The 19,711-nt window shown below is 40.0% G+C and carries 18 protein-coding genes; 3 read left to right on the forward strand and 15 right to left on the reverse strand.

What is annotated here, in order from left to right; genetic code table 11:
- Positions 1-711 precede the first annotated feature (711 nt).
- The 12 genes from ABDZ72_RS05215 to ABDZ72_RS05270 all read right to left on the reverse strand — a co-directional run bounded on the left by ABDZ72_RS05215 (position 712) and on the right by ABDZ72_RS05270 (position 14,530).
- Entirely contained in the window at positions 712-1,344 is a 633-nt protein-coding gene (locus tag ABDZ72_RS05215) for an ABC transporter permease (RefSeq protein ID WP_343751589.1), read from the reverse strand.
- 11 nt (positions 1,345-1,355) lie between these two features.
- Positions 1,356-2,264: a glycine betaine ABC transporter substrate-binding protein gene (locus tag ABDZ72_RS05220; protein WP_343751590.1), complete on the reverse strand. Its 909-nt coding sequence runs from the start codon at positions 2,262-2,264 to the stop codon at positions 1,356-1,358.
- A gap of 18 nt (positions 2,265-2,282) precedes the next feature.
- Positions 2,283-2,945, reverse strand: coding sequence for an ABC transporter permease (locus ABDZ72_RS05225; protein ID WP_343751591.1), 663 nt, complete (start codon positions 2,943-2,945; stop codon positions 2,283-2,285).
- Positions 2,946-4,082 (reverse strand): ABC transporter ATP-binding protein, encoded by a 1,137-nt coding sequence (locus ABDZ72_RS05230; RefSeq protein WP_343751593.1) that lies wholly within the window; start codon positions 4,080-4,082, stop codon positions 2,946-2,948.
- Positions 4,083-4,588: 506 nt separating this feature from the next.
- Positions 4,589-6,295, reverse strand: a complete 1,707-nt coding sequence (locus tag ABDZ72_RS05235) for a thiamine pyrophosphate-binding protein (protein ID WP_343751595.1) — start codon at positions 6,293-6,295, stop codon at positions 4,589-4,591.
- Positions 6,296-6,331: 36 nt separating this feature from the next.
- Positions 6,332-7,501: a Glu/Leu/Phe/Val family dehydrogenase gene (locus tag ABDZ72_RS05240; protein WP_343751596.1), complete on the reverse strand. Its 1,170-nt coding sequence runs from the start codon at positions 7,499-7,501 to the stop codon at positions 6,332-6,334.
- A gap of 185 nt (positions 7,502-7,686) precedes the next feature.
- Positions 7,687-8,868, reverse strand: coding sequence for a M20 metallopeptidase family protein (locus ABDZ72_RS05245; RefSeq protein ID WP_343751598.1), 1,182 nt, complete (start codon positions 8,866-8,868; stop codon positions 7,687-7,689).
- 402 nt (positions 8,869-9,270) lie between these two features.
- On the reverse strand, positions 9,271-9,906 hold the full coding sequence (locus ABDZ72_RS05250; RefSeq protein ID WP_343751600.1) for an ABC transporter permease: 636 nt from the start codon (positions 9,904-9,906) through the stop codon (positions 9,271-9,273).
- 12 nt (positions 9,907-9,918) lie between these two features.
- Entirely contained in the window at positions 9,919-10,806 is an 888-nt protein-coding gene (locus tag ABDZ72_RS05255) for an ABC transporter substrate-binding protein (protein WP_343751602.1), read from the reverse strand.
- Positions 10,807-10,823: 17 nt separating this feature from the next.
- On the reverse strand, positions 10,824-11,486 hold the full coding sequence (locus ABDZ72_RS05260; RefSeq protein ID WP_343751604.1) for an ABC transporter permease: 663 nt from the start codon (positions 11,484-11,486) through the stop codon (positions 10,824-10,826).
- Positions 11,487-12,623 carry an ABC transporter ATP-binding protein gene (locus ABDZ72_RS05265; RefSeq protein ID WP_343751606.1) on the reverse strand — a complete coding sequence of 379 codons (1,137 nt, stop codon included), beginning with the start codon at positions 12,621-12,623 and terminating at the stop codon, positions 11,487-11,489.
- 821 nt (positions 12,624-13,444) lie between these two features.
- The gene (locus ABDZ72_RS05270; protein WP_343751607.1) at positions 13,445-14,530 is read right to left on the reverse strand and encodes an amidohydrolase family protein; all 1,086 of its coding nucleotides are present in this window, start codon (positions 14,528-14,530) and stop codon (positions 13,445-13,447) included.
- Between the two features lie 306 nt (positions 14,531-14,836).
- On the opposite strand from ABDZ72_RS05270, the gene ABDZ72_RS05275 reads away from it, so the two are divergent.
- The 3 genes from ABDZ72_RS05275 (at position 14,837) to ABDZ72_RS05285 (ending at position 16,608) form a co-directional block, all read left to right on the forward strand.
- On the forward strand, positions 14,837-15,631 hold the full coding sequence (locus ABDZ72_RS05275; RefSeq protein WP_343751609.1) for a class II aldolase/adducin family protein: 795 nt from the start codon (positions 14,837-14,839) through the stop codon (positions 15,629-15,631).
- Between the two features lie 29 nt (positions 15,632-15,660).
- A complete protein-coding gene (locus tag ABDZ72_RS05280; RefSeq protein ID WP_343751611.1) occupies positions 15,661-16,218 on the forward strand; it encodes an HD domain-containing protein in 558 nt (185 codons plus the stop codon).
- A gap of 63 nt (positions 16,219-16,281) precedes the next feature.
- Positions 16,282-16,608, forward strand: a complete 327-nt coding sequence (locus tag ABDZ72_RS05285; RefSeq protein ID WP_343751613.1) for a cupin domain-containing protein — start codon at positions 16,282-16,284, stop codon at positions 16,606-16,608.
- Positions 16,609-16,864: 256 nt separating this feature from the next.
- Here the strand turns inward: ABDZ72_RS05285 and ABDZ72_RS05290 are convergent, their stop codons facing one another.
- The 3 genes from ABDZ72_RS05290 to ABDZ72_RS05300 all read right to left on the reverse strand — a co-directional run bounded on the left by ABDZ72_RS05290 (position 16,865) and on the right by ABDZ72_RS05300 (position 19,607).
- Positions 16,865-17,524: a GntR family transcriptional regulator gene (locus ABDZ72_RS05290; protein WP_343751637.1), complete on the reverse strand. Its 660-nt coding sequence runs from the start codon at positions 17,522-17,524 to the stop codon at positions 16,865-16,867.
- Between the two features lie 629 nt (positions 17,525-18,153).
- On the reverse strand, positions 18,154-18,510 hold the full coding sequence (locus ABDZ72_RS05295; protein WP_343751615.1) for a Rieske (2Fe-2S) protein: 357 nt from the start codon (positions 18,508-18,510) through the stop codon (positions 18,154-18,156).
- Positions 18,507-19,607 (reverse strand): amidohydrolase family protein, encoded by a 1,101-nt coding sequence (locus ABDZ72_RS05300; protein ID WP_343751618.1) that lies wholly within the window; start codon positions 19,605-19,607, stop codon positions 18,507-18,509. The genes ABDZ72_RS05295 and ABDZ72_RS05300 overlap by 4 nt, the downstream gene beginning before the upstream one ends.
- Positions 19,608-19,711: the final 104 nt, after the last annotated feature.

Raw genomic sequence — 19,711 nt, forward strand, 5'->3', positions numbered from 1 at the left:
TCTGTATGACTATATTCGACATAAAGCTAGGAAATTCCTAGAACAGGTTGACTTTTTCACCGGACTTCTAGAACGATTCAATAATACGTCTTTTTTGAATTAAATGCTATCCGGGGACGTCCGTTCAACCCGGGTCAAACTGAATGGCTCTATTGTGACCACAGGTACTGAATCATTTGACAGGGTTGATTATTATTTAATAATTGTTATGATAGTAGATGTGTATTAGCGGGAACGCAATCTCTTAAAGAGGATAAAATTTCCTCTTAAGTTATATGGGAGTAGGAATCCGTCATGGTGGCTCTCCCTATTGCCTTTACTTTGAAAACCCTGCAACAGATTAGTTGGTTGCAGGGTTTTCAATTAAATTTTTTCATTAAATAGGCTTGTTTTTCCTATTAACATTGTAGCAGTTATTACTACATCGAGTAGGAGACTTTCATTCCCTAGACATAACACATTCCCAACATACTCATAAAGCCGAACCTCCCCTAGTGTAGGAAAGGTTCGGCTTTTAGTTCCAAAAATAGTTCTATGGTAGAACGTCGTAATTTTTTAGTCACTGTAACCATTCTACTTTTTCAATCCAACAAAAAGAACCGTTTCTAATTTACCAGTTTCTAAAACTCAATATATTCAGACCGTTCTTCATACTTATTAGGCATACTGTTTCCATTGATTGACTCATCAGGCGTTTCTGCGTAAATAAAATCACCTGCTTAACTTTTCCTGCGCTCGTCCTAAAAAGTAATCAATGCCAATCGCAAGAACGGCTGCAATCATGGCCCCGCTATATATTTTCATCGGATCCCGTAAGTTAATACCGGAATATATGGTCCGTCCGAGGCCCTCCCCACCTATAAAGGGGGCCAAAGCTGCCACACCAATCGCAAGGACGGCTGCGACACGTACCCCCGATAGCAGAAAGGGCAGGGACAGTGGGAATTGTACTTTTAATAAGACTTGAAGACTATTCATGCCCACGCCTTTACCAGCCTGCATGACACTTGAATCCACTTCTTTCAACCCCACGTAGGTGTTGCGGATAATTGGCAACAAGGAATATAAAAACAACCCAATCACAACGGACTTAAACCCGATACCGAATATCAACATGAGCACAGCCAAAAGGGCCAGGCTCGGAAATACTTGAATAATATTGGCTGCAGCCAGAATAATGGTGGCCAGTTTGCTGTTCTTGGCACAGATAATCCCTAAAGGAATGCCCACGGCCAGCGCCCATAGCATCCCGACAACTACCATTAATATATGATCATATGTTAGAGACAGTAACTCAGCCCAGTTGTCCTGAAAGTATTGAAACAATGACACAATACCGTCCATTGGTCAGCCTCCTATTTCAACATGCCTTGATCTTTCAAATAGTTTAGAGCTACGTCCTTTGGATCCTTTCCATCCAGATCAACTTTCCCGTTTAGTTTCCCCATTTTGGCTTCATCCAGTTTTCCTAGCAACGGTTCGATGGCATCTGAAATTCCCGGATTGTTATCAAGCGCTTTTTGAGTGACCACAGGCGATGCGTCGTAAGGTGGAAAGAACTGTTTGTTATCCTCTAAAATGGTGAGATCGAACCCTTCAATACGGGCATCGGTAGAATAAGCAAGAGCAATATCGACATCTTTCTCCTTAACCGCATCGTACACAAGGCCGATTTCCATTGGGCGGGTCTTTCCAAACTCCAGATCATACGTATTCTTAAAGGCATCATAGCCATCGTTGTCCCGCTCCAACCAACTTGTATCGAAAGCAGCGGTCATATTATTTGCTTTGCCTTTTAAATCTGAAATGGTTTCCAGATCGTATTTTTCTGCCAGGCTGTCCCTTACAGCAAACGCGTACGTATTGGCGTATCCGACAGAATCAAACCATTTGAAGTTAAATTTATCGCCGCTGAAATCCTCCTTGGCCTGTTTCAATGTTGCTTCAGGATCTTTAGGATTTTCAATCGAGAAAAATGCGGATAACGCTGTACCGGTATACTGTGTTGACATTTGTATGTCACCGCTTTGCATGGCTTTAAGTGTGACAGGACTCGTCTCTAGATCTGTCTTGATATCCACAGACACATCGGTATTATCCTCAATTAATGCCTTATACATTTCCGCCAAAATCTTAGTTTCAGTGTACGTTTGCGTGCCAATGGTGATTGATCCGCCTGAGCCACTTCCGCTTGAACTGCATGCCGAAAGTGACAATGTCATTAATATTAACACAGAAAGAATAATGGATAATTGTTTTTTCATATTTGGTTAACCTCCAGTTTAATTTTGTTGTTGCGTCGAATGTGCGCTTTTGAAAAAGAACTTCTCCACTTTTCCGAGTGAAAAATCGGCGACAAGCGCAAGAAGCATTGCCAGGATGGCCGCTGCAAGAATTAACGGCTTATCATAAACGCCCAATCCGCTGACAATGAGTTCCCCTAAGCCACCTGCACCGATCAACGTGGCCAATGCGGCCCAATTAATGATATAGACCGTTGTCAGACGTATACCCGACATAATATAAGGTACCGCAAGTAGGAGTTCAATTTGAAACAAAAGTTGCGTGGTACTATATCCCATGCCTCTGGCTGATTCAATAATATGTGGGTCAATGGATGTGAACCCGGCATACGTATTGCGCAGAATAGGCATGAGCGAATACAGGAACAAAGCCACTATCGCAGGGACCAGCCCAATACCCAACAAGGGAAGCAACATTGCCAGCATAGCGAGGCTGGGTATCGTGTTAAACACATTGGTAATGGTGAATGTGATCGATCGGATCCATCCTATATCTGTTTTCGTTAAAAATATGCCGAGTGGTATGGCCACCAAGCATCCCAGCATGACTGATGCAAACGTGATCAGCATATGTTCACCAAGGGCAATGAGAAGATCATTGGCCCGGGCGGAAAAAATGGACAAGTAACCGTAATCATTCATTTATACCACTCCATTTCTGACAGAGGGGTAGGTATCCCCCATATAACCGACAATACTGCCTCTTGTAATAAGGCCGGCCAATGAATGTTGTTCAGTGATAACAGGCAAATAAGGGGCTTTAAGCTCATTCATCATACGAATGGCATTGGACAATAACATGTCCGCATGAATGGTATGGCGGAATGTATGCATAATATCCTGAACTTGCTGATCCTCATTATCAAACGCCTGTGTGACGTCATAAACGGTAATATAGCCTTCCAATGTATTATTTCCGTCAACGACAATCAAGGAATCCACGCGCTTGTTTTCCATCACTTTCATAGCTTCAGCAAGCCCCCGCCCCGGAGCAATGGTCACGGGTTTTTCATTCATAACCTCGCCAACGGTCGGTATATCCTGCACCTGTTGCAGTCGTTTTTGACCGATGAAGTCTTTAACAAAGTCATCAGCCGGATGTCTTAAAATCTCTTCCGGTGTTCCTTGTTGAACGATGACACCATCCTTCATTAACACAATTTGATCCGCAATTTTTAACGCTTCGTCCATATCGTGTGTAACAAAGACAATGGTCTTTTGAATATTTTTTTGTAAACGAATAAGTTCATCCTGTAGTTGTTCACGGCTGATGGGATCAAGGGCACTGAAAGGTTCATCCATCAGGATAATCGGGGGCTCAGCGGCAAGCGCACGGATAACACCGATTCGCTGTTGTTGACCGCCGCTCAATTCGGAAGGGTAACGTTGCCCGTATGTATCCGGGTCCAGTCCTACCATGTTTAATAACTCGTTCACCCGGGTTTTGATGCGATCGTCGTCCCACTTTAACAACCTCGGGACAACACCGATGTTTTTTTCAATCGTCATGTGGGGAAACAAACCAACATGCTGGATAACATAGCCAATCCCCCGTCGGAGTTCCACAGGATTCATATTGGTTATGTCTTTATCGTCAAAATAAATTTTTCCCTCGGACTGGTTAATCAAACGATTGAGCAATTTCATCGTCGTGGTTTTGCCGCAACCACTCGGCCCGATTAAAACCGTGATTTCACCAGTATTACAATGCAGATTAATATCTTTTAATGCTTCTGACCCATCATCAAATGTTTTATTAATTCCTTCGAGTTGAATCATTCACAACACACCTCATTTTGTCGAATTAGTCATCTCATCGTTCATGGGAGATCAAGAGAGACGAAATAAATCCATAATTGTCAATAAGATCGTCCATATCGTGTGATTGGTCCTCATCTATTAATTTGTGATTCCGACTTCTTAATAGATTTGATCCTCTGATCGTGGCATTTTGACCTTTTATGGAATTATTCTTATACAATCCCTCCCTTTTAACGAAAATTGCTATTTGTCGTGGGTTTTTGACTTTTCCGTTTTTATACTACATTAAAAATCATAACATGTCTAAAACTATTGTTGACAATATGACCAAATTATTGTTGACAATATGACATAGAATATTAATCCAGCCTTTACAAACAAAGACCCTTGTGCAGGGGGTGTTGCAGCATATTGTGTATGATCAATTACATTTTGATTCTATCGCAATCGTCCGCTCAGGTTGTAAGAATCAATGAGTTCTGTTTCACGTTTCCTCTATCCGGTATAAGCTAAAACTTGTCTTCTTATCCGTCATGCGACAACTTTTTCGGATGAAATGACTCAATGTATTCAGCCGATTCTTCATATGGGTGATTCATCGGACCCACAGCATCCATATCAACAACAATCATCGATGGCCTTCTCCGTTTAATCGCAGTTTCCAATGCAGATGTGAATTCGCCTGCAGATTGGACCTTCTCAGCTTCAAAACCCATTGATTGACTCATCATGACATAGTCCGGATTATTTAAATTGACAGCTGCCAATCTTCCATATGCAGCATTTTGCAGATAACGCAGAATGCCATATCCACCATCATCAAATAAAATAACAACCAAAGGAAGCTCTTCCTCGGCCGCTGTGGCCAATTCACCGACATTCACCATAAACCCGCCGTCACCTGCCATTAAGACGACTGTACGATCTTTATCATCGATTTGGGCCCCAATCGCCGTGGGTAAACCTTGTCCAATTCCGCCACCTGAAGCGGATATAGATGTTCTCGGCTGATAAATGTCAATTAACCGATTTCCCCACAGATAGGCCGGAATGGTGACATCACGAACGAGTATGGCATCATTGGGCATCAAACGACGCATCTCATCAGCAAATTGATCATAGGGCGCAACAGCTTCCCGCAATGCTGATCGCACCTGGTTCCGGACGGATTCTATCTCTTTCGCATAAGACTTAGCTGATGCCATTTCCTTCTCGGATAATTGATGAACAAGGTTTTGTAAAATAGACTTCGCATCACCGACAAGTCCATAACTTGTTTGATAGTTAAGATTGATTGCTTCTGGATCAGCATCAATCTGGATATGCTCCGCCGGAAATGGCAAGGTCCAGTCGTTGGTTTCTTCCCCACGAAAACGGGTGCCAATACTAATCAATAGATCCGACTCTTTTATTATTTTTTCAACCTGTGGCTCCGAAGTAAAACTACCGATACATAGTGGATGATTTTCGGGTATGGACCCTTTCCCTGACTCACTGGTTATTACAGCTGATTGCATTCGCTCGGCTAATTGTTTAACTTCCTCTGAGGCACCGGAATCGATCACTCCACCACCTGCCCAGATAATGGGGCGTTTGGCGGCGGAAATTTTTTGGATCATTTCTTCGGAAAAAAAGGCGGTACGTTCTTTAAATTCCTCCAACGTGTCTTCAGTTGGATTTATAACTTCACTATTTGTGGTAATTACCGTCTGTAAATCGGTTGGAACAAGTACTGTTATCGGACCCACAGGAGGTGTTTTTGAATTGCCGATCGCCTTACGAATGAAGGTAGACGTCTGTTCAGGCTCTTGCAGTAACAAAGCTTGTTTGCTGGCACCTTCCATCATGGCGAGTTGATCCTTGCATTCATGAATATACCTTTTGCCTTTTCCAATATAATCCGAAGCCACTTCACCAGTGATATGAAGCAATGGCGTACCCTTGTTCCATGATTCGGTCAGTGCACCGGCAGCATTACCGGCTCCAGCCCCAGTACTTGTTATTACCACACCCAATTTCCCTGTTGCTCTCGCATAACCATCGGCCATATTGACCGCGCCACTTTCTCCGCGTGCTGCCACCATATGGATATCACTATTCTTTGCAATTGCGTCATAAATCGGCATGTTATGTATGCTCACAATGCCAAAAACGATCTCAACATTTGCCTTTACGAGTTCCTGTACAACGGAATCGGCGGCAGTAAATTCTACTTTTTCTGATGTTTTCATGCGTTATAAGCCTCCTCATTGTGCAATATATTTAATTTATGTTAAATATTCATAGGGTTTAGAGAATTCCAGTAAATCACTAATTTCCGGTTTAAAAATTTCATGAGCAACATCTTTTTGATATCTGTTTTGTCTTTTAGCTTCTGTAAAAAGATGATGCGTATTTTTCCTGCATAGCTTTTCAATATCATCAACCACCGCTTTTGGATTTGAATCTATCAGCCCAAAAATAACTGCCTCACTAAATCTCGTTGCCCCTATGTTTACAATATAATCATTGACAACATCAATTCCTCTTTTTTGGATGATTTCGTCCCCTTCAGTGGAAATCGGAATATTTGCAGCTTCCACAATCAGACTGGCTTTGACAATATTTGCATTAGATTGATTAATAACATCCTCTAAAGCGCATGGGATTAGAATATCGCAGTCCACATCGAGCCATTCTGTGTTTGACATTACAGTATAATGCGGTTCAAAATAATGCTGATTCATTTCTCCATGCTCATTTTTATGATTGAAAAGCTTCCGGACATCCAATCCTTCGTCACACGTTACCAATAAGTTTGCATCCGAAATCCCCACGACTTGATAACCCAATTCATACAATTTTAATGCACAACTTGCGCCGACAGAACCGAATCCTTGAATGACAACTTTAGCTTCATCTTTCCCATTTTTAAACTTCCAAGCTTCATCAGCTGAAAATGCAACACCATATCCGGTAACCACATCATTTAAAGGTATACCATCAACTCTTGTTTCTAATAGATCATCAAACTGTTTAATCCCTTTAAGGACGCTTAAATCATTTTTCATTGATGGGGTTAGAGGGATATCAATGCCGAACTCATTAAATATATTTAGTATATCTTCATAGTTAGTCCCTAAATCAGCTCCTAAAGATACGCCGGTGTCAATATAAGGCATCATGGCAATTAGAAACCTTCTTAATACATCATATGCATCTGGTGCCTTGTAATCATAAGCAATACCTGCTTTACATCCTCCAGTCGTATCACTTTCACAAGCCACATACTTGTAAGCCATTGTTTCAGCCAGTCTTATAACTTCTTCCTTAGTCACAGATGGATGCATTCTCGTACCGCCACCTGTGTAACCCTTCACAAAATTATGAACAACTAACCAACCTTTTGCATCTGTTTCAGTATCATTCCACTCTATGACTACATGTGGTTTTGACATTATAAAACCTTCTTTCTAAAGTAAATTTTTAAAAACTCATTCTATTCAAAGTAACGACATGATGTTTAATTTCTCAAAAACTCCAAACTTAAAATTTGCATTTTACTAGGAAAGATCTTCGGTTATTTTTTCATGAATAAGCTCTTTATTTTATTTTTGGTTGTCATTCTTGAAGAAGAAAATGTTCAGTTTTGATTCTCCCAGTATGCAAATACTGCAGCTAATAACGTCTTAGCACCACTTAATAATACGGTTTCATCAATATCAAATTTCGGATGGTGATGAGGATAGATAAGGTCTTTTTCTTCATTAGCTGAGCCTATTCTAAAATATGAACCAGGAATATGTTGCAGAAAGTAAGCAAAATCTTCAGATCCCATTTCTGGGTTCATTTCAATAATATTTTCTTCATCAATAGTTTCCTTAGCTGCATGAACCAATATTTGATTCATTGAGTAATCGTTTTTAGTAACTGGGTAACCAAATTGGTAATCAAAGTTATAATCTGCTCCAAATGTTTTTGCTGTGTGTTCGGTGATTTCTTCTATCCATTCAGGGATTTCTTTTCTAATATGTTCATCGGCTGTTCTGACTGTACCTTCCAACGTAGCCTTTTCCGGAATGATATTCGTACTTGTTCCGGCGTGAAATGAACCAACTGTAAGCACAGCAGGTATTATTGGATCAATTTTCCTATTTACAATTTGTTGTAAGTTATTAACTAACTGAGAGCCAGTTGATATTACATCGATAGAATTATGTGGTGATCCAGCATGCCCACCAAAGCCTTTGATTTCTATCGTAAAGTCATCCGAAGCTGCCATTATAGAATCATTGCTATGCAACATTTTACCAATAGGTACATCATTTGCAACATGAGTTGCAAAAATAGCATCAACATCAGTTAATGCGCCGTCTTCAATCATCAGTATCGCTCCACCTGTTCCCATTTCTTCTGCATGTTGATGGATGAATACTACATTTCCTTCTAATTCTTCTTGCATACTAGCAAGTGCATTAGAAATACCTAAAGCTATTGCCGTATGTGCATCGTGTCCGCAAGCGTGCATTACACCTTGGTTTTTTGACTTATATGAAACGTTATTCTCTTCTTCAATTGGCAAAGCGTCGAAATCTGCTCGAATGGCTACGGTCTTTCCAGGTTTGCCCCCCCTTAGAGTTGCTACCACACCATTGCCTCCAACGTTTGTCTGTACTTCTAAACCTAGTTTCTTTTGATACTCTGCAATAGTTTGTGCTGTTTTCTCTTCTTGAAATGATAACTCCGGATACATATGAAAATGCCTTCTTAGTTCGACCATCTCATTGAAAAGTTCTTCAAGTTTATTAAATGCCTTTTTTTTCATTCTATATCACCCTTTACTATATTAATTAGTTATTTACCCTAATGACATTCACTCAAAACCGGGACTGTTAAAGCACCGGCGCATTCATCCTATCTATTTTCCCCAGACATCATTTCTTTGCTTTATGAGACCATGCATTAAAAGGCAAAGGGAAACTCACAAACATGAGTACCAAAGAAAAAATCGATAAAGTCTAGACCAAAAATCAAGCAAAGCAAATCCATATTGAGGCAATTAACAGAACACACGATCCAGCCCATACACTTTCAAAAGTATCTCAGTAATTTGCCTTTATAATAAACTTCCGTGTAGAGTCACTTTGATAAATTTAATTTATTACTTAGAGTCACATCGTTTCATTGATCTGGTTGTTATACAAAGCTTTATCATAATAAATTCCTACTACTTATATTCTACTCGTTCTTGGACCTTCCCTAAAATAAGATCGATAAAGATTGCTAGCAATGCAGCAAGAATCCCACCACTATACATTTTCACTGGCTGATGTGTGTTAATGCCAGAAAGAATGTCTTCACCAAGGCCTCCTCCACCGATGAAAGGAGCAATGGTTGCAAGACTAATTGCAACAATTGTTGCAACACGTACACCTGCTAGCAAAAATGGCACTGATAACGGGAGTTGTACTTTTAAAAGAAGTTGAAAGGGTGTCATTCCAACCCCTATACCAGCTTGGGATATAGTCTCATCTACTTCTTTTAATCCAATATACGTATTTCGAATAATCGGTAGTAATGAATAAAGAAGCAATGCGACAATCACCGTTTTAAAACCAAGACCTAAAAACACCATCAAAATCGCTAAAAGTGCAAGGGCCGGAAATACTTGAATGATATTGGCCAAAGCTAAAATAGGAGCAGCAAATTTTTCGTTTTTAGCACTAAGAATACCTAGCGGAACCCCTATAAGCAGTGACAGTCCCAATCCGATAATTACCATCAAAATATGAACAAATGTTAAAGTAATAAGATGAAACCAATTTTCACTGATGTAGCCGAAAAATTGCAATATGATATCCATATTAAAATCCTCCTAGTTTAACATATCTTGTTTCTTGAGGAAGTCCACAGCTACATCATGTGGGTCTTCACCCTCAACATCTACTTGGTGGTTTAGTTTCCTTATCGTATCAAGGTCGAGTTTTCCAATTAATGAGCTGAACACTTCTTTAATCTCCGGGTGATTATCTAAAGTTTCCTGTCTAACGAAAGGAACTGCATCATATGGTGGAAAGAAGTTTTTGTTATCATTTAATGTCGTAAGGTTATAAGAATCAATACGAGCGTCCGTTGAATAAACCAGACCAGCGTCTGCTTCGTTGTTTTTTAAAGCCTTATATTGAAGATTATTCACCTGTTTTGTTTCACCGAATTTAAAACCATATAACTTAGTAAAAGCTTTATAACCATCCTCTTTACGTCCCATCCAGCTTGTATCTGACACGAACGTTAAATCTCCAGCTATATCTTTTAAATCGGAAATGGCATTAATATTATTTTTTTCAGAAAATTCTTGCGTTACACCTATGGCATAAGTATTTGCAAAGCCAAGCGGATCTAGCACTTTAATATTATATTCATCTGCAAAATCATTTTTAGTTTGTTTCAATGTAGCATCACGATCTTTTGGGTATTTCATTGAAAAAAAACTTGTTAGTGCAGTTCCAGTATAGGAAGTAGCTATGTCTACTTCGTCGTTCATCATTGCCTTTAATATAACGGTATCAGTAGACATGTCAGTCTTCACATTTACTGACAGATCAGTATTTGCCTCGATTAATTCCTTGTACATAAAGCCAATAGTTTTGGTTTCTGAATAAGTTTGAGCACCAACAGTGATCGTGTTTTCTCCAGAACACGCAGAAAGTAAAAGAGTTGAGGAAAATAACAACAATAGTACTGTACTTACGGTTTTTTTCATTTTAAAACCCTCCACATTTAAACATTTTGTTTTTCAGGTTGTCCTTTTCTTGAAAACAGTTTCTCCACCGTTCCAAGAAGAAAATCGGTGATTAAAACAAGAATCATCGAAAAAACGGAAGCAGCAATGATGAGAGGTTGATCATTCAGTCCCATACCAGTGACAATTAGTTGACCTAAGCCACCGCCGCCGATCAGTCCAGCTAACACCGCCCAACTAACAATATAAACGGTTGTTAAACGGATACCCGACATGATATAAGGTACCGCCAATGGAATTTCAATTTGTAATAATCTTTGCAACGGGCTGTATCCCATCCCTTCTGCTGATTGAATAATTTCTGAATCAATAGATTCAAAACCAGCATATGTGTTTTTCATAATTGGCATCAAAGAATACAGAAACAATGCCACAATAGCAGGTTTCATTCCAATACCAAACAAAGGAAGTAGCATGGCAAGTAATGCTAAAGTCGGGATCGTCTGAAAAACATTAGTGATATTAAGTATTGTAGATTTTATCCATCGAATTGAAGTCCAAGATAGAAAAATACCTATCGGAATGGCAATTATACAACCAAGGAGTATTGCAATACCCGATATAATAACATGTTCGTAAAGTGTTTCTAGTAGATCTGGCAGGCGTTTATAAAAGACTGAAAAATAATTGTAATCATACACTTATACCACACCTTCCTTAATCGATGAATACGCTGTACCTATATGGCCTACAATACTACCACGTGTCAGCACGCCAACTAAGGAACTTTCGTCTTTCACAACAGGTAAGTACGGAGTCTGAAGCTCATTCATCATACGAATGGCGTTTGACAATAACAGGTCCGTATGAATGGTATGGCGGAATGTGTGCATGATATCGTGAACCCGCTGATCCTCATTATCAAACGCCTGTGTGACGTCATAAACGGTAATATAGCCTTCCAATGTATTATTTCCGTCAACGACAATCAAGGAATCCACGCGTTTGTTTTCCATCACTTTCATAGCTTCAGCAAGCCCCCGCCCCGGAGCAATGGTCACGGGTTTTTCATTCATAACCTCGCCAACGGTCGGTATATCCTGCACCTGTTGCAGTCGTTTTTGACCGATGAAGTCTTTAACAAAGTCATCAGCCGGATGTCTTAGAATCTCTTCCGGTGTTCCTTGTTGAACGATGACACCATCCTTCATTAGCACAATTTGATCCGCAATTTTTAACGCTTCGTCCATATCGTGCGTAACGAAGACAATGGTCTTTTGAATATTTTTTTGTAAACGAATAAGTTCATCCTGCAGTTGTTCACGGCTGATGGGGTCAAGGGCACTGAAAGGTTCATCCATCAGGATAATCGGGGGTTCAGCGGCAAGCGCACGGATAACACCGATTCGCTGTTGTTGACCGCCGCTCAATTCGGAAGGGTAACGTTGCCCGTATGTATCCGGGTCCAGTCCTACCATGTTTAATAGTTCATTCACCCGGGTTTTGATGCGATCGTCGTCCCACTTTAACAGCCTCGGGACAACACCGATGTTTTTTTCAATCGTCATATGGGGAAACAGACCAACATGCTGGATAACATAGCCAATCCCCCGCCGGAGTTCCACAGGATTCATATTGGTTATGTCTTTATCGTCAAAATAAATTTTTCCTTCGGACTGGTTAATCAAACGATTGAGCAATTTCATTGTCGTGGTTTTGCCGCAGCCACTCGGCCCGATTAAAACCGTGATTTCACCAGTATTACAATGCAAATTAATATCTTTTAATGCTTCTGACCCATCATCAAATGTTTTATTAATTCCTTCAAGTTGAATCATTCACAGCACACCTCATTTTGTCGAATTAGTCGTCTCATCGTTCATGGGAGATCAAGAGAGACGAAATAAATCCATAATTGTCAATAAGATCGTCCATATCGTGTGATTGGTTCTCATCTATTAATTTGTGATTCCGCCTTCCTAATAGATTTGATCCTCTGATCGTGGCATTTTGACCTTTTATGGAATTATTCTTATACAATCCCTCCTTCTTTCAACAAAAACTGCTTGTTTGTTATAGGTTTTTGATTTTTTGATTTTTAAGTCATGTTAAAAATCATAACATGTCTAAGTTTATTGTCAACAATGTGTTTGATTTATTGTTGACAATATGGCATAAATATTAATCTAGTCTTTATAAAAAACTTTATTGTTCAGGGGGCTGAGGCAAGGAAAAGCGAAACAGAACTCATGGTCCAACTTCTCTGTTGTTCTCGTGTAACCATCTTCCTTTAATCCAATATTTCTTGATTTTTTAAATAGGTCAAAGCTACTTTCTTTGGATCCTTCCCATCAATTTCAACATCTTTCTCTTTAACAGTATCATAAACGAGTCCTATCCCCATTTGGTTTGCTTTTCGAATTCAAGATTGTACGTATCTTTAAAGGCATTATCTAAAATTTCTCTGTATGACATAGAATAAAAAATTCAGAGGAAATGGGCATTGCGTCTAAGCCCATTTCCTTTATTGCAATATTTTCGTCAATAGTCACATTCCTAAAATTGAATAAGGGAGTAATTCTGTGTTTAAGACAACGGTTGTTTCGTCTTTAAACCCTGGCCAATTTGATTGGAAACGTTTCTTTCACACATCACAGTTTCATTGATTGACCATTCCCGCCGCTTGTGGCAATTTTGGATACGCGGCCCTGGCGTTTTCCCGGAAGATTTTTCTTTCAAGGTCATCGCCTAGTGCAGGGAGCGCTTGGAATGGTGAATCGTAATCCCAATGAGGATAGTCAGTGGAAAAGCAAACCATGTCCTCTGATCCCATTAATTCAATAAATTGCATAAATTCCTTTTGGCTTAATTCATCAACCGGCTGGGTTGTAAACCGTACATGTTCTTGAATAATACGGCTCGGTAGTCTTTTAACCCACGGTACCTCATGGCGAAGCGCTTTGTATTGTTGATCCATTTTCTTCATTAAAGCCGGTGCATAAGTGAAGCCAGCCTCAATCATCACCAATTTAAGATTTGGGTATTTTTCAAAGACGCCATTAAAAACCATGCTATTAATCTGAACCATGTGCGTATTAGGCATAACAGAGTGCCACTCGACAAAATAACGAGGAAACTGGCCATAATAGGATGGCGGCTCGTTATGGTGCATCCCAATCGTAAGGTCGTGGCGCTCCGCCGCTTCAAATATAGGATGATAGTATGGATCTCCCCATGGCCTGTCATCAATTGGCAATAGCACTTGCACCATTTTAGGATGAGGACCTACGCGTTCAATTTCACGGACGGCCGCTTGTGGATCTTGAGCAGCGACATGGACAGATCCATATATTCGCTCATCTTTATCCAACCAATTCTCAATTTGCCAATCATTATAAGCTGTCGCCAATGCAACCGCCATTTCATACCAACCGTGCATGGAAGAAGGAGATGGGTCCAATGCTCCGGTTAAAATCCCGGCTTCGTGACCGATGTCATCAAGAAGCTGCTCTTGCATAAAGGATAAGCTATTCCCTGCTGGACCACCACTTGGAGGCTTAGCGTCGGCACGGTCCAAACCATCCGCACCTAAAATAGGGTAAGGCAGATGTTTCTCCTGAACCCAATCGCTGTCGGTAATATATCTTTTCCATGGATTATCCAAATAGGGAAGAAGATCTTTGTATGTTGCTCTTTCATGAATATCTGTATCAATAATCTGTTTTTTATTCTGTGATCCTGCCACTGTTAATCACTCCTTTTAATAATAGAAGAGTCTTCAAAACATTTTACATATGTCTCTCGATGACGACGGCATGTTTACGTTCTATGTAATGATATACGTCGCGAGCCAATCCCTCCTTCAACCTGATAATATTGTTTAATTTTCATAAGTTTATAGTTACGCTACTTTTCAAACTTCATTAAAAAGCATAACATGTCTAATTTCATTGTCAACAATATGACCAAATAATTGTTGACAATCGGACATTACATGTTAGACTAACAGTTACAAATAAAAATTCATTATAAAAAGGAGGTATGGATCTAAATGAATCAAGCTTCAAAAGAGTATGTGAGTGGCAAACATGTTCAAAATTATCTTCAACCGCCATCCTTTAATGGAATAGATGAAGAACGAGAACACGGCAAGCAGCGTGTAGCTGCCGCTTTTCGTTTGTTTGCCCGCTTTGGCTTCTCAGAAGGAGCAGCCGGCCACATTACATATCGGGATCCCGAATTTACTGACCATTTATGGGTGAATCCCTATGGCCTTCACTTCGGGAAAATGCGGGCTTCGGATCTTGTTCTTGTCAATCATAATGGTGAAGTCGTCGAAGGAAACTACGGTGTTCATCAATCGGCTTTCGCTATTCATTCGGCGGTCCATCAGGCTCGTCCCGATGTGATAGCTTCGGCACATGCTCATCCTATACATGGTAAGACATGGTCAGCAGCCGGACGATTGCTTGATCCGTTGACACAGGATTCCTGTGCCTTTTTCAATGATCATTCAGTTTTGAATGAATTCTCCGGTGTTGTATATGATGAGAGCGAAGGAGAAAAGGTTGCTAAAGCCTTGGGAGACAATAAGGCGGTTCTTTTAAAGAGCCATGGCCCACTAACCGTTGGACAATCGGTTGATTCCGCGGCCTTTTGGTTCATTACAATGGAACGTTCCTGTCAGTCTCAATTATTAGCCGAATCAGCTGGCATTGTCGATCCAATTGACGACAAGAACGCTGCTTTAACAGCCGAACAAGTTGGACGGGAAAAGGATGGCTGGGAAAATTTCCAACCATTGTGGGAACGCATTACTGAAGAACAACCTGATTTATTAACCTAGTAACAAATCGATTGAGGAGGTATATTAGAATGCAAAAAATCGTAGACTTTACAAGAATGGAAGATGGCACAAAAGAGGAATTTGAGTTTTTGGATGAATTAGAAGATGGGTTTAACCTGGGGTTGCCTGACCGGCTTTTGAAAACATTGGACGGATTGAAAGATAGTTTCAGTGGGTACCGCATTTCGCGTTACGAACATTGCTTGCAATCAGCAACACGTGCCTATGAAAATAATGAAGACGAAGATATGGTTATGGCCGCTCTTTTTCATGATATTGGCGATGAACTTGCACCATATACACACGGTGAAATGGTAGCTGCTATCCTTAAACCATTCGTCTCAGAAAAGGCTGCTTGGATTGTTAAACATCATGGTGTTTTCCAACAACACTATATGGCACATATGTCAGAAGAAGAAAAAAATGCGCGTGACTATTTTAAAGACAGCCCTTACTACGAAGAGTGCATTAACTTCTGTAAAAACTATGATCAAAACTGTTTTGATCCGAATTATGTTCATTATCCAGTTGAGTTTTTTGAACCGATGGTACGTCGCGTCTTTACGCGTACACCTGAATTTGCATAAGTTATACCAAAAAGTTATCCACCTATAAAGACCCTATATCAGTACAAAAAGTCCTGATGTTACGTGATTAAGCTTACTAAGCTAACACTTATAGTCTTTCAAGGTGAAGGTTATAGTATTATTAACGGGGAAAAACTCGAGTGGGAAAAAGGAGATGTATTTTTCTCCCCAGCTTGGTTAGAGCATGAACATTGTAACACATCGGATCATGAAAATGCGGTTCTCTACACCATTCAGGATGTCCCCACAGTCTCAGGTATGGGAACATGGTTTTTAGAAGAACCTGTTGGAACAAAAACCCAGCATGTCGTAGATGAAGAAGTAACCAATAAAGATGATATCTTACCTAAAAATAAGAGTGCTTTTCTGATCCTAATTGAAACTAGGTAACATTATCAGGGCATGATTTAAACTTGGATATGCGTGATATAGCACACCAAACCCTTAAATCGTGTCCGTTTTTTATTTTGGATATCATGTTAAAATAATTGAATGAAAAAAGTTGGACTGGCATATGGTTTGGGGGACTGGTTCTCAAGCTGATACATACGTCGTCAGTTTGTTATACCAATTAAAAAACGACGATCACTGGGACCGTCTCTATCTCTACTATTATGAGAACCAGACATCTTTCATGTTTCTGGTCTTATTTGTCGCCCTCGATAGGGAATTCAATGTTAAGAGAGTTGGATTGAATAATATGATCCTTTAAGGTTCGAATGGCGAAATCTAAATCACCAGTTTTAAACGAATCCAATAAAGTGCGGTGAAACTCAGTATATTTTTGCAAATCAAAGGGTAAGTCATTTTCATATATAAACAGCAAACGGCTTCGATTTAAAACAGAATCCCACAAACTTTTCACATTATACATGTTGGACGAACGAACAATCAACTCATGGAATTGCATATCCAAATCGCTGAAGAGAGGTGTGTCATTAAAATTCGCCGCACGTCTCATCTGCTCCAAAACTTCCTCAAATTGTTCAAAGTGTTGTTGACCCCAAAGTGGAAAACCTTTTTTCAAAGCGAATGTTTCAATATTTATTCTGATGGGAACAAGCAATTCATTCGCTTCCTCAGAAGTAATATTGGCCACCTTCGTTTCTTTAAACGTTGTCGAAACAAGCAGCCCTTCCATAACTAATAATTGCATCGCCTCACGGATAGGTCCTCTGCTGACTTCAAAATCCTTTGATAGTTTTAATTCTGTTACCTTTTCGCCAGGTTTTAAATCCCCGCGAAAAATGGCCTTGCGGATTTCTTCAGCAATCTGATGTTTTAATGACCCTTTTCTGACATTCATATTCACCGTTAAACATCCTTTCGTAACTAATATCAACACCATGTTTGTTGAATTAGCATTTCAAACTGATAGCATTTCATTATGGAACAAATTGTCTCATATCAGAAAAGGACTAAAATCCACCTGCTTAAACAGATGGATTCAAACATATGCGTTAACGACTAAAGTCGATCTTCAGGCTAAAGTTTTGCTAAAAAAGTCCTTTTAGATACTACATCATTTTACATAGTGCATTCTTGAAGGCCGATTTATCCATAAATGATTGTGAACATTTTACACGACATCGCAAAATGGTAATATCTCTACTTACAGCCTTGCCCCATTTTGTAAGTTTTATTAAATGAGCTGTAAAACCTGTTCATGAATGTACGTACATGACCGACGGCCGCAATAATAGTATTGTTATTAAAAAGTTCGCATTACGTTGCCTTTTCACTCATACAAGGTGATGTAATAACAAAGGCCGCGTTCACTCACTCCCTATTTTAACGTGTCCTACGGCTTCAGACCATATTTTCGGGATCTATTTGTATTCTAAAAGTTTTTCCTTTCGACCAACTATCCATTTGTTGCCTGACAGAAGAAGTTGACCAATCCTAGTATACTCATTAAACAACAACCATTTATTGTTATAATGAGACGACTACATCATCGTCTTCAAAAGAGACATTGAATTCTTTAAGTTTTTGTTCAGGATCAGCTAGCATACGTCCTTCATTTTTTATATCATATTCCATTCCATGCCAAGGGCAACGAAGAATCTCGCCTTCCTTCTGGTAGTCGTACTCCCCCGGTGTATCCGTAGGTACGGAAGCTCCGCACATTACCCCTTCAGACATGGGAGCGCCTTGGTGAGCGCATTTATTATTAAAAGCGTGATACTCTCCGTCTGGTGTACGACATACAATAATAGGGAAAGGACCCATCTTTGCTCTCATGGTTTGACCTGGTTGCAGTTCATCTTTTTTGCATACGATTTCTTTCATTGGGATACTGGCCTCCTCGTATTTTGTAGTTTTGGATAAAAGTTTCGTGCATTTTCTCTAAAGATCTTGTTTTCCAAATCCTCGCCGAGTGAAGGCAATGCCTGGAATGGAGAATCATAGTCCCAATGTGGATAGTCCGTTGAAAAACAAATCATTTCGTCTGATCCCATAAGATCAACGAATGTCATAAATTCCTCCGAACTCAATTCATCCGAAGGCTGAGTTGAAAAACAAACATGCTCTCGAATGATTTGGCTTGGCAACCGTTTGATCCACGGTACTTCATGACGCAAGGCTTTATATTGCTGATCCATTTTCCGCATGAGCGCAGGAGCATATGTAAAGCCTGCTTCGACCATCATTAATTTCAGATTCGGATATTTTTCAAAAACACCATTGAATACCATACTGTTAATCTGCACCATATGTGTGTTAGGCATTACGCAATGCCATTCAACAAAATAGCGCGGATATTTTCCATAATAGGATGGCGGTTCGTTATGATGCATAGCAATCATTAAGTTGTGACGCTCGGCAGCTTCAAAAATCGGATGATAATATGGGTCACCCCATGGTCTGTCATCAATTGGCAGCATCACTTGCACCATTTTCGGGTGAGAACCGACCCGCTCAATTTCACGGACAGCGGATTGGGGCTCTTGAGCTGCAACATGGACTGATCCATACAATCGTTCGTCTTTATCCAACCAATGATCTATTTGATAGTCGTTATACGCCGAAGCTAATGCATGAGCCATTTCATACCAGCCGTGCATCGATGATGGAGATGGATCAAATGCACTTGTCAGTATCCCATATTCATGTCCTACTTCATCAAGCAACTGTTCTTGCATGAAAGAAAGGTCGGTTCCCGCTGGACGACCGTCTGGTGTCTTAGCGTCTGCCCGGTTCAATCCGTCCGGCCCTGGTATGGGATAAGGCAAATGTTTTTCCATAACCCAATCGCTATCGGTAATATACCTCTTCCAAGGATTATCCAAATAAGGAAGAAGGTCTTCGTAAAGAGCTCCTTCGTGAATATCCACATCGATGATTGGGCGTTTTTTGTTTGATTGCTTTTGTTTGCTTTCTGCCATTGGCCATAATCTCCTTTCATATTTCATCTATTCCATGAGATCCAACAAATCTACTTCCACAAAAACTATAACATACATTGTCTTATTGTCAACAATACTATTAA

The sequence above is a fragment of the Lentibacillus halophilus genome, from assembly GCF_039522485.1.
Taxonomy (GTDB): Bacteria; Bacillota; Bacilli; order Bacillales; family Amphibacillaceae; genus Lentibacillus; species Lentibacillus halophilus.